Here is a 14097-nt window from a genome sequence, read left to right as displayed (position 1 = left end):
GGTTTTTATTAGTTAAAATAAGGTACTGCAGGCTCTGTCAATAAAGGATTTGACGTTAACTCTGAAGTAGGTAATTGCAATGTAAATGTAGAAATTGAAGCAGGAGTAATAGCCCCAATAGGATCATTAGGAGTAGCAATACCGGTATCTTCATCATAACTAAACATTACTCTTTGCTGATCATTAATAATACCTATTGCTTTTTGGGGATTATAATACGAAAGTCTTACTAAATCATACCAAAAATGTCCTTCAAAAGCCAATTCAACTCTTCTTTCTTTAAAAATAATATCGGCATCTAGTACTGCAACAGTTGCAAGACCTGCACGCTCTCTTACTTTATTGAAATACAACAAAGCAGTTGCATCCGATGTAGAAGTATTATTACCTAAAACCGCTTCTGCATATATCAGATACACATCAGCCAATCTTAGTAATGAATTATGCTCTATGGATCCTAAATAAGTCATCCCTGGTGTGTTGTTATCAGCTTCATTACCAATGATGTGTTTCTTCATTGCTGGTCCACCTGCAGTATAACCTCCACCTGCTGCATTTAATTCAGGATAATAATCACCATTAATCATAAGAGTTGGTTTACGTCTTAAATCTACAGAATTATAAGACTTGTACAAATCATAACTAGGATTCAATGCTCCCCAGGCTCCTCCCTTTTCCGGATTAATTTCGTTACTTGGCGAAAATGTCAATAATTGGTTTCCTTTCAACCATCCTGATGTTGCAGACCATTGTAGCGCAAATAATGATTCCTGATTATCATTAAATTGTGTTTTGAAAAGATTAGCATAATCAGGAAGCAATTCCAAACCACTGTTTTCTATTACATCTAAGGCATTAGTTCTTGCCAAATCCAAATAACCTTGGTTACGAGTTCCACCACTTGTTTGTGCGAATCCTGCCAATGTTAGATACACTTTACTCAACATTCCTTTGGCGGACCATTTGGTAAGTCTTCCTTTTGAGTCTGTTAAAGGAAGATTTGCAGCAGCAAAAGTCAAATCGTTTACAATAAATTGAAAAACATCTTTCTGTATATTTTTCTTTACTAATGGGTTTATCAAAAGTTTCCTGTTATCTTCAATAATAGGCACTTCTCTCCACAACATCGTCAAATGATAATATGCCATAGCACGAATGAATTTAGCTTCGGCAATACCAGCATTCTTATCCGCATCTGCTACTGTAGCAGGAGTATTTTCTTCAATTCCTTTAATTGTCAAATTAGCGTTTGCTACAATATTAAACAATGCCTTCCATGTACCAATTACATAATCATTTGATCCCGAAAGTGTAAACGTATTGAGCTGCACTAAACCCGGCCCCTGATACTGCATAACACCATTTCCTGCTAAGATATCTCCAAGAGGGAGATAAGATGTATTATTCCACGGTGCCCATATCTCACCTCCATAAAGTGCCGCAGTGGCCAATCTGATTTCGTCTTTAGTTTGATAAAAGTTATCAGTACTTATCTGAGATTTGGAAGGACGATCCAAAAAATCATCCTGACATGCCGTTATGGTCAGCATTCCCAATACGGATAAAACAATTTTTTTATATATTGATTTCATAATATTTATTTTTATTTAGTTAAACCTACATTAATACCAAATGTAAAGGTTCTGGATTGTGGATAAAAACCACTATCAATTCCTGCTTGTAATGGATTCCAAGACCCTACCTCAGGATCCAATCCTTTGTATTTTGTTATTAGGAATGCGTTAGTAACTGTTGCATAAACACGTACAGATCCCAATCTAATTTTGTCAAGCAACTTCTCCGGTATTTTATAACCTAACGTAATGTTTTTACATCTGATAAATGAGCCATCCTCAAGATACCTGTCAGAAAAACGATTGTTTCTATTACTATCTCTGTTTCTAACCCCTACAATGTCAGTACCAGGATTGGTAACATAGAAATTATTAGAATTATTAGGATCAGCAGGATTATCAATACCAATAGGACTATTAGGATCAACTGGAATTGGATTAGGAACTAAAGCCACAACAGCATAATCTTTTAATGATGTTAAGAAGGCTTGGTTTGTTAAAGGATTATCTCCATTAATTCTCATTTGATTCAATACTTTATTCCCCACATTGGCACTAAAGAAAATATTGAAGTCAAAATTCTTATAGTTGAAGCTATTACCCAATCCTAATTGATATTTTGGAAGAGGAGAACCCAAAAATGTTTTATCTTTTTCAGTAATGACACCATCGCCATTAAGGTCTTTAAATTTACGGTCTCCTAACCATACACCACCAGAATTTGGCGTAACCGGTAAAACAGAACCATCTGAATTAGTTGGCATACCATAAGAACGGGTATTTCCATTTGGACCTATTGTAGCTGGATCAAAGAAATCACTACCCTCTGTAAATAATCCATCCACCTTGTAGCCATAAAACTGACCTATTGATCCTCCAACAGCTGTCATAGTAGCATTATCATCTCCAACCCATCCAGCTACTAAAGGAGCAGCCCCCTCAGAAGCCAGTTTCAATATTTTATTTTTGTTATGAGATAGTGTAAAATCGGTTCTCCATGAGAAGTTTTTAGTATCTATATTGGTTGAATTCAAATGAAGATCAAATCCTTTATTAGATACAGAACCCACATTAACAGAAGGAGCAGTTATAGAACCCGGATTATAGTCAGCCGATATACCAGTATAAAATGGTAATGGTGGCGCCAACAACAATCCGTCAGTTTGACGATCATAATAATCTATCGAAAAGCCCAAACGGTGGTTAAATAATCTTGCGTCAAGCCCCACATTAGCATAGTTTGTTTTCTCCCATTCTAATTCCATATTTCCTAAACTACCAGGAGCTTGAGCATTACTAGCCAATCCTGTTGAAATGGTCTTCAATAAAGTCAAATAACTACCCGTTACATTTTGATTGTTAGTCAACCCATAACCCGATCTTAACTTCAATTCATTAATAATTTTTGAGTTTTTCAAAAACGGTTCATTATGCAATTTCCAAGCAAATGCAAACGAAGAAGTCGTCACCCATCTGTTATCAGCTGGAAATCTTGAAGATCCATCGGAACGTAAATTAATTGTAAACAAATATTTATCGAAGAAACCAAGATTAACACGTCCAAAATAAGATTCCAACGAACCATCTCCCTTGCTTCCGGAATTAAGTGCCGTTTCTATGTCTCCACTACTGATGTTGTGAATACTATTTGAAATAAACTTACTTCTCGATGCACCAACATCTTCATTTTGGAACAACTGCGCCTCATGCCCCACCATAACATTAAGATTAATTTTGCTATCAAACTCTTTATTATAGGTCAAATAATTTCTCAAGGTAGTATTATAATCTTGAGAATAAGAATACTCCGCAACATTAATTAATCGCTCTGCATCTCCGAAATCATAAGTAGGAAGAAATTTATCTTGTGTTCTAAAAGAATAATTACCCGAAAGTTCATTTCTTAAAGTCAAATCTTTAGTAAAAAGTATTTCTGCATATAAATTAGCATACAATTGATTTCTCTTTTGATCGTTTTCGTTTAGCAAAGCAAGCGCATACGGATTCAAAAAAGTATTAATCCAAGGAGCTGTTTTAGTACCACTTCCAAAAGTTCCATCAGGATTTCGTGGTGAATTATCAGGTGTTTGGCTCAACGCCATACTAATAACACCAGTACTGCTTGAATTTAGATTTTCGTTAGTATGAGCTAACTGCAAACTAGTTCCTATTTTTAGCCATTTTGTAGTCTTGTTATCCAAATTAACTCTCAATGACAACCTATTGAAATCCGATCCCAAAGCAATACCTTCCTGATTAAAATAAGAAGCTGACAACAAATACTGAGTTTTGTCACTACCTCCACTTACAGTAAGTACATGATTACTCATAGGAGCTCTTCTAAATAATTCGGCTTGCCAGTCTGTTCCTTTACCTAAATACTGTGGATTCGCAAACTCTGGTCTTTCATCAAACCCCCAACCGATACCAGCATTTCTGGCATTAAGAAACGTAGCATATTCCTGCAAATTCATCGTTGGATATCGTTTCGTTATTTCCTGTAAACCAGTTGTAAATTCATACGAAACCCTTGCTGTCCCTTCTTTACCTCTTTTAGTAGTGACAACAATTACACCATTGGTAGCCTGAGAACCATAAATAGCTGTTGCTGATGCGTCTTTCAAAACATCAAGAGTTTCAATATCAGCAGGATTAATCGTTGCCAATGGATTAGATCCATCAGCACCTTGATAACTCTGTCCAATAATAACACCATCAATTACATATAAAGGAGAACTACTACCAAAAGAAGATAAACCACGTATTTGTATATTGACTCCCCCTCCCGGTTGTCCGGATGTTTGCTGAACCACTACACCTGCTACTTTACCCTGTAAAGCCTGATCAATAGTAGTTGGCTGTGTTTTACGAAGTTCATCGCCACTAATAGAGGAAATTGCTCCTGTAAGGTCTTTTCTTTTTGTTGTACCGTAACCAATAACTACTACATCTTTTAATAATGTTACATCATCTTTTAAACGAATAGTCATTTTTTTACCCTCAATTACTTTTATTCTTTGAGTTTCAAATCCAATACTAGTTACCACAAGCGTTTCACCTGTTTTTGCCTCAATAGTAAATTCACCATTAAGACCAGAAATGGCACTTTTCTTAGTCCCTTCAACCAAAAGATTCGCCCCCAAAACAGCTTCACCGCTTGTATCTTCTAAAATCACACCAGAAATCCTCCCATCGGAATTCTGGGCAAATGATTTACTAAACACACAAAGCATAATCAGAACAGCATAACTGCTAAAAAGCTTTTTTGCTTTTACAAAGCGTTGAATTACATCTTTTTCATTCATTGTTAAATTAATTTAAGTTAGTTAATGTGGTTTTAATTACACATAAAAAAAAACAATGTTTTAAAACTCATATATCTTCAAAAGACATATATCGTTTTCTAAACACTTTCTTCATGTTTCATTAAGAACAAATTAACAATAAATAAACAGTAAAGTATGGCTCTTTTTGTATCCAAATACAGTACCATTTGTTGCATAAAATAAGATTAACACAATGAATACCTTATTTTTATTACATTACCGCATTTTTAAATTAAAAAAAAAATGATTTATATAAAATTACAACACTAAAAAAAAACTCTACAAACATTTATTCAACTCTGTTTTTAACTGCTTAAAAAACTCATTTTTTAACATATGAACCTAAATTAACCTGCATAAGAAGAATCCAAACAACGAATTTATTTTATGAAAATGTACTGAGCATATCACTCCAAAAAAAGGATTGAAAATAAATCATCATGATGCGAAAAGCACAATTGTAAAAGCTGTAATTTCTGAAAAATTCAAAGCCATTTAAACGAATGGTTTTACAGAAAACAATGTAACCCTCTAATTAATATTGTTTTTTTTTTTTACAAAAAGTATCTTGTAAATATATGTTCAAGCAGGGCAAACGGACTAGTTTTAGAACTAAAAAAAAACAGCAACAAATTACACGAAATAACACAAATTGGAATGTTATTTTATTCCACAAATCTACCAAAGACAGACAAAAATTGATGTAATTTGTTTAAAATTAATATCATATGCATTACTTAGAATAATTCGTGGCAAAAATAAAACTCATGCGTTTGCCCTGCCTCTATTATTTTTCAAATCAAATTAAACTATTTGAATTCCTCAATAAAAAAAGTAGTAAACCTAAGCTTACTACTTTTTTAAAAGAATAATTGCATTTTTATATCCTGAATCGTTTTTCGAAACAGTATCTTTTTGACAACTACAACACCTCAAGATTAGAATTAATAATTTTATTGTTGCTTATATATACGTAAGTATTCTGATGGAGAAAGTCCAAATTCATCTCTAAAATACTTAGCAAATCTTTTAGGAGAATTGAAGCCTACTTCATAGGCTATTTCAGAAATTTGCATTTGGCTTTTTTCCAGTAATTGTCGTCCTCGTTTCAATCGGATGGTTCGGATAAATTCGGTCGGGCCTTTTCCGGTAATAGCTATCAACTTTTTGTACAAATGCCCACGGCTTAAACCTAAAGCAATACTAAGTGTTTCTACAGTAAAATCGGCATCTCCTATGGATTCTTCAACCACTTTAATTGCCTTGTCTATCAGAGATTCATCCAATGAAGTAATTGTTATCTCTGCCGGAGAGACATCTAACTTGTGACTAAAAGATGCATGATTTTTCTCGGTCCATTCTACAAATTTCTGAATGCGTAATTTTAGTATATCAAAATTAAACGGCTTTGTTATATAATCATCTGCACCGATTTCTAATCCTTCCATAATATATTCCTCAGCCGTACGGGCAGTAAGTAAAATAACCGGAATATGAGACCATTGAATATTTGTTTTTACATGCTTACAAAGCTCAATTCCGTTCATTACAGGCATCATTACATCACTCACAATAATAGTTACATCAAATTTAAGTAACAATTCTATAGCCTCTTGCCCATTGTTGGCAGTTATTACAGTATAAAGTTCTCCAAGATTATCCTTTATGAACTCACAAAAATCTTTATTATCATCAACAAATAATAATGTCTTTTTATCGGTAAGCAAATTAATTTTTCCCTCATTACCTAAGTCAAAATCGTTTAAAACATTCTCTGCTAAATATTTTTCCGCCGGAACAATATCAATTGCTTTTATTGGAATTTGGAAAGTAAAAATACTGCCATAAGGTACATTATCAGTAACATTTATAGTTCCTCCATGAAGATTAACATATTCATATACAATATGGAGCCCTATACCTGCGCCCGTTTTTTCCTGTTCTTGTTGGGATTGATAAAAACGTTCAAAAATATGCTCTTTTTCACTATTACTTATACCTGATCCGGAATCGGCAACACTAACAGCAACTTTATCCCCTTCTTGTTTTACATGAACATGAATGGTTCCTCCGTCTAAAGTGTATTTGAAGGCATTGGAAAGAATATTGGTAAGTATCTTTCTAATTTTATCCTGATCAAACTGCATTTCTAAACTCTCTATATCATTCTCCCAGGTGAAAGTAATGTTGCGTTCTTCTGCATAAACACAAAACGAATTATAAATTTCATTAATAAAAGCAACAAAATCACCCGATTTTATATTTAATCGTTCTACTCCTACATCCAATTTATGAAAATCAAGCAATGAATTTATTAATGCCATTAATTGCTGAGCATTTTTATACATCACAGCTAGTTTTTTTCGCATGCTTTCATTAGAGGCTTCTTTTAACAGAATCTGTAAAGGCGTAATAATGAGTGTCAATGGAGTTCGTAAATCATGACTGATATTAGTAAAGAACCGTAATTTCATCTCATTGATATGCATTTTTTTATCATGATCCATCTGAATGCGATGTTGTTCCAATTTAATAATTTGGCGTTCTCTTGTTTTATTAGCAAAAAAAACTAGTACAGTAATTATTAAAATTGTATACCCAATAAAAGCCCAGATTGAAAGATAAAAAGGAGGCATAACCGTTAGAGATAATGCTGTGGGAACACTATTCCAAACACCATCGCTGTTAGATGCTTTTATTAAAAGTTTATAATTACCTGTAGGCAGTGAGGAAATCTCTATATTATTTCCCTGAGTTGGCATCCATTGATTATTAAAACCTTCTATCTGATAAAGATATTTTACCTTATCGGCATTTAATAAATCTCCTGTAGTAAACTGTAAAGAAATAAGTTTATCATCATGCTTAAATTCTAATTCAGAAGTTAGCAGCATGGGACGCTCTAGTAACTTATTACCATTATAAAATGAGTCAACCTGGATAGAATTATTTCCTACACTCAAGTCTGTAAATATAACTTTAGCTTTAGACTGATCTTTCTCAAACATTTTATTTGGATTAAAAATAGTATATCCATCTACATTCCCCAGCAGAATATCACCATTTTGCAACTTACAAATTGCATGACTGTTAAAATAATTATCCATAAGACCATCTTTAATGGAATAATTTTTACTTGAAAAAGTAAGTTTCCCATTTGATAAAGACTTAACAGTAAGTATAGAAAGTCCATTGCTTGTGGTTACCCAAATATTATTAAGATTATCTTCTGTTATACCTCTTATGGAGTTATCGCATAAACCTTTATCTTTATTAAAGGAATAAAGTGTATCTTTTTTTTGATCCCAAATGGTTAATCCATCATTATTGCCTAACCATACAATACCACGTTTATCTCTGTAAACATTGGAAACCTGACTTTGAGAAAAATATTGACTGCCTTTTTTATTTCCCTGATATACAATTTTCTTGTCATTTGTAATATCAATTACTAAAAGTCCAAATACCGTTCCAATATACATTTTATCCCCACCATCATAAAACATATCCATCACATAAACAATATCATCAAAAGGTGTGAATACAGAGTTAAAACTATCAGCATCCGATTCTAACACCTGAATTTTTCCTCCTAATGCCCCTATCCATATATTACCATACCGATCTTCTTTTAAACTCCAGATATTGTTACTGGTTAGTTTGCTATTCTTTGTTGTATATTGTGTGATTTTGCCGTTTTCATAACAAAAAAGTCCTTTTTGATAAGTACCAATCCAAATACGTTTTTTTCTGTCTTCCAGAAGAGAAACGATTGCAATATTAGGTATAGCAAGTTTTCTGATAGTCTCCGTTTTTTTCTCTTTTACATATAATCCATTCCCGTCTGTACCCATCCATATATTCCCTTTAGAATCCTGAATTACTGTACTTATATCTCTACATTCTGTAGGTTGGTAATTGATAAAATTTCGAAAACTTTCATGATAATAGGACAGCCCTTTTTTACTGTGACCAATCCAGATGGTTTCATTATTATCCTTGTATAAATAATCGATGTTATTAGTTGGCAAACCTGTTTCTATCCATGGATTATATACAATATTTTTCACCAAATCTTTCCCTTTGTCGTAAATAAACAACCCTTTGTGATCCGTTCCTATCCAGATTTGCCCGGGCTGATTTTCTATAAAACTTGTTACCTTATTTGACTCCGTTTTTAAATCTGAGTTCAAGTTAAAGTTGTTCCATTCTTCAGCTGATTTTTTTTTATAGAAAAATTTTTCTAATCTGCTTGAATAAAGCCATAACCAATTACTACTGTCGGTATAAATTCTTAAAAATTCACTTGTACCAACTATATTTTTTGTTACTAAATCCGGTAATTTAACAACAGTCAAAACACCTGATTTTTTATTCAATTTCAAACAAATTTTCAAATCCTGAATGATATACAAAAACTCATTACTATCAGTAATTTCAGCTGTTGAAAACTCTTTTAATGGTGTTTTTAATTTAAAAACAGTAATTCTTTTTTTCTTAATATTATAAAAGAACACCATTTTCTTATTAAGAACCCACAGATTCTGTTTTTTATCAACATAAATTTTACCTTTATCATCCGACTCAATTCCAAATTTAGCTAACTTCTCTTTGGCTTCTAAAAAATTATCTTTTTCCCTATTATACACCATATAGGTATATCCTAAATCCACCCAAATATTGCCTAAACCATCTTCCTGCAATCCGGATATATCATTTGAATATAAGCTATTAGCAACACCAGGTCGCTTTGAATATACCTTAAACCCATATCCGTCATATCTATTTAAACCAGATTCTGTCCCTACCCAAAGAAAACCATAGCTATCTCTTAAAATTGCTTTCACATAGTTATTAGAAAGTCCATTACTTGTTTCCAAATGATGAAAAACATAGGGAGATTGAGCTGTAATACTTTGGAAAGTAACCATCAAAAGTACTATACTTAAATACAACAATCTTATATTTTTTTTCATATTAAATAGTTTATTTCAACTTTAAGAATAGTTCAAAATAATTAACTTCTCTTACACAAAAAAAGTACAAACAGATTAAATTTGTACTTTTTTATTAGAATTATTTATAGATAAATATACAATAATGATTTCATTATTTATCTTTTTTTATAAAACAAGCCTTCTTTAATGCTCAATTTCAACAAACTCCGGTTCATAAGGAGGAATGCTAAAATTACCATTATAATTTTTATCAAAAAGAATACTTGTGGATTTTCCTTTCATTGGTATCTCTTTTGTCTCACCACTCACATTTAAATAAAGAAAATGATTTTTATCAATTTGACGTGCCATTACACCTGAAGGTACATTAGGTCCTTTTTTAATTCTTAACTCATCTATAAGTTCATCTAACAATCGATTAAGTACGGCACCATCGGCTGGTAAACCAACATATATAGCTCTACCTCTACCATATTTGTTTGAAGTCATAATTGGATAATCTTTATCCAAACTGGTGATTTTTCCAATAACCTCAGCCCCTTTCGGTTCAATTACATCAAATCGCGTCGATTCGGTGTCAACTGCTTTCCCTTTATATGTAAATTCAAGTTTTCTACCCTTGTAAGCTTTACGGGATATTTCGTTAAATGGCTCTGTTTCTTCGAAACTTGCAACGCGAATTCCAAAAACATCACTCAACCGTCCTGGAAGAGTTGAGCTAAAGACCTGACCCGTTTCGTCCACAAGAGCTGAATTACTAGTCATAATAACTGTTCCGCCATTTTTTACAAACTCACGGATTTTAGTGGTAGTTGTTTCATCCATTACTGTCACCCCCGGAACAATGAGTAATTTATATTTTAATGCGCTTTTACTGATTTCCACAACATTGGCATCCATATTACGATAATAAAACAAGTTCCAGCAAGATTGTAGCTGCTCATCCTGCTGCATTGGGAAGGAACTGCTTGCCATCTGACTTGGGAAAGAAAAGGCCATACCAACTTCCGGTTGTGGCTTATATGGAAAATACTTTCCGATTTTATTAAATTCGGCTGCTATTTTCTTGTATTCGTCGTATTTGCGATTTGGAAGTCCGTCCCAATCCAGCATACCTTGCAAATACTGCTCTTCACCAGCCCACATACTTTGCCATGTCCAACCACACACCATTTGGTTTCCATACATAAGAGTGGCATAAGCCGATTTACGAATAGAATTTGGAACTGCTGTCATAGTGGTGAACTCGCTGCACCAAAAAGGATTTTTACTTTCAAATTGAATACGAGAAATTCCAAAAGCAGAGTTCATCACTCCCCAATTGGTCGTTAATGAATTTCCTGGATAAAAACCCGCACCATGGCGTGTCATTTTTCCTGAATAAGCAATATCTGAATAATCAAAGTACCTTAACGGACTGTAATACCAAGCGTTAGTATTGGTTAAAACCCCAGGAGCATTTGCATTTACCTGATCAAGGACTTTAAGCAAAAATGTATTGATTTCATCAGACTCAAAACGACGAAAATCGAGAACCCTTTCAGGAGCACCAACTATCGAACCAGACATAGGCAAACCTACTTCCTCAAAATCATTAATTCTACGAGACCAACGCTGACCAGCCCATGCTTTATTTAAATTCTCAGCAGTGGTATACTTTTTCTTTAACCAAAGTATAAATCTTTTTCTTGCACTTTCAGAATATGAAATCGGACCATCACCTGATTCATTATCGATTCCGAAAGCTAACAATGCAGGATGTTTTGCATAATGCTTTGTAAGAACATCAGTATAGCGCAGTGCATACTTTTGATAATTTGGGTCACCAATATCGTCCATATAACGATGATTTGGATAAAGTTTATTTCCATTTGGATCAACTACGTCAATAGCTGGAAATTTTTGATGCAGCCAGATTGGTGCTGGTCGAACAGCAATATCTAAAATTACTTTAATTCCGGATTTATGCATCAAATCCATCACGGTATCAAACCATTCAAAATCGAATTCACCTTCAACAGGTTCATAACTATCCCAAGCTAAATGTCCCATACGCACTGATTTGAAACCAGCTTCTTTCATTAACTGGATATCTTTTTTTATCTTTTCGATATTCTTATCGTCATGCGGGTGATAATTTGCTCCAACATATAATTCCTGAGCTTGGGATAAAAAACCAGCTAAGAAAAAAAAGCTTATCAAAAAAAATGCTTTATAAAATTTTGTTATCATATTTAATTTATTGCTACTGTTTTTAAACTTTTATTATTATGGAATTACACCAAAAACTTATTCTACATTGTATTTAATCCCTGCGGTTATCATATCCCAATTATCCGTTCTAAATGGTGTAGCCGGAAATTTTTCAACGTTATACAAATTGCAGTCACCAGCATCATCAGCCCAACCATAGTGTACTGCTACAGCTTGTGAAACTGCATCACTATATACTACTACTTTATCGCCGTTTATATAAGCTTTGGCATAATGAAAAACTTTATCTTTTCCTGCTACTTCAAAACCTTCCAGATAACCATATTTGTTTGGAGTCATTAATCCTGAACCAACACTACTAAAAGTCAGGATAATTTTATTATCCTTTATTTCCATTGATTCATATTTTGGACCGCTATAAATTACGTTCTTATTATAGTCTTTATTTAGCGCAATGGCTGCCAACCTTCTCCCTACATCCTGCTTATTTGTAGGATGGATATCTCTAGCATTACCTACATCTATAGTAACTGCCATACCTGTATTAGCAACCGTTTGTAAAGTATAACTTTGAGCTTCTCTAAGTTCAGCCCACTTACTCCCTCTATTACTATTGCCTCCAAATTCATCGAAAGTCGATAATTGTACAAAATAGAAAGGAAAATCACCTTGATTCCACTTTATTCTCCAATCATTAATCATCAAAGGGAATGCTTTTTTGTATTGTGCTGCACGATTAACATTGGCTTCACCCTGATACCATAAAACACCCTGTATAGCATAAGGTACTATTGGATTTATCATGGCATTATACAATAACGAAGGATAACTGTTAGGAGACACACCCACTTTAACATCAGTAACATTAAACTTCCATACACCTGCTAATGGAATAACTGAATGTGGCAAAACAAGTTTCAAATCTTCCTGATTACCCCAAATTCCCCCACCGCCACTATAATCTATAACCTTTACTGCAATTACATTAGTCCCTTCTTTTAAAACTCCTGCAGGAATTTTATAAATCCTTTTATCATCATATTTATTGGTCGTTCCTACTTCAACCCCATTGATATAAGTAACATCCTGATCGTCAATTTTTGACAATTCAATAAGTGCCTGTTTTTCTGCATCCTCCTTTGAAATAACAATTGATTTTCGAAACCAAACCACACCGTCTAAATTAGGCAATTGTTGATTTTCCCATAGTGATGGAATTTCCATTTGAGGCCAACTAGAATCATCGAAATTAGTTTCTTTAAATATTAGATCTGCATGAAGATCAATTTTTGAACCTTGAATTCTTTCTATTTTTTCGACAATATTTCTTCTTTCGCTCTCAACTAATGAATCCATATCTACATTAGGAACACTTTCAATCATTTTTTTAAACTCATTGCTACTTTCAAAAGCTTCCCTACTTGTCCAGGTTTCCACACAGGTCCCCCCCCAGGATGAATGTATGATTCCTACCGGAATTTTCAATTCATTATATAATTTTCTGGCGAAAAAATAACCAACAGCAGTAAAATTCCCTGCATTTGCAGGATTACACACTTCCCATTTAGCTGATTTCAGACACTCTTTAGGTATAGCGCTCATATCTTTTTCAACTAAAAATTGACGAATCAATGGAAAATTGGACGTATTAATTTCCTGTTCGGCATTCATTGCCTGTTTGAGTGTAAATTCCATATTAGATTGCCCACTACAAAGCCAAACTTCCCCTACTAAAACATCTTTTAGCGTAATGGTATTTTTCCCTTTTATAATTATTTCAAAAGGACCTCCAGCTACTTCCGGTTGTAGATGAATCATCCACTTTCCGTTTTTATCCGCTTTGGTTTTTACAATTTGTTTTTTAAATTGAACTTCAATTTTTTCACCAATATTAGCCCACCCCCAAACAGGAATTGGCTTATTACGCTGCAAAACCATCCCATCATTAAAGATCAATGGTAATTTTACATTAGCCATAGCGTAAAAACTAAAGCTTAAAAGTAGTAATACAAAGTATTTTTTCAT

5 protein-coding genes are annotated in these 14097 nt (G+C 33.5%); all 5 read right to left on the bottom strand.

Going from position 1 to position 14097, the window contains the following annotated elements; translation table 11 throughout:
• Positions 1-8: 8 nt before the first annotated feature.
• Complete coding sequence (locus AC4FRF_RS05900; RefSeq protein WP_491158563.1) at positions 9-1592, bottom strand: RagB/SusD family nutrient uptake outer membrane protein; 1584 nt, start codon at positions 1590-1592, stop codon at positions 9-11.
• Between the two features lie 11 nt (positions 1593-1603).
• Positions 1604-4879 carry a SusC/RagA family TonB-linked outer membrane protein gene (locus AC4FRF_RS05895; RefSeq protein WP_491158562.1) on the bottom strand — a complete coding sequence of 1092 codons (3276 nt, stop codon included), beginning with the start codon at positions 4877-4879 and terminating at the stop codon, positions 1604-1606.
• Between the two features lie 974 nt (positions 4880-5853).
• Positions 5854-9876, bottom strand: coding sequence for a hybrid sensor histidine kinase/response regulator transcription factor (locus AC4FRF_RS05890; RefSeq protein ID WP_491158561.1), 4023 nt, complete (start codon positions 9874-9876; stop codon positions 5854-5856).
• A gap of 165 nt (positions 9877-10041) precedes the next feature.
• Positions 10042-12060, bottom strand: coding sequence for a beta-galactosidase (locus AC4FRF_RS05885; protein WP_491158560.1), 2019 nt, complete (start codon positions 12058-12060; stop codon positions 10042-10044).
• An 87-nt stretch (positions 12061-12147) separates the two neighbouring features.
• On the bottom strand, positions 12148-14097 hold the full coding sequence (locus AC4FRF_RS05880) for a sialate O-acetylesterase (protein WP_491158559.1): 1950 nt from the start codon (positions 14095-14097) through the stop codon (positions 12148-12150).

It is taken from the genome of Flavobacterium sp. ST-158 (assembly GCF_058309975.1).
Note: the sequence above shows the minus strand (reverse complement) of the source record. Positions and strands in the feature narration are given on the sequence as shown.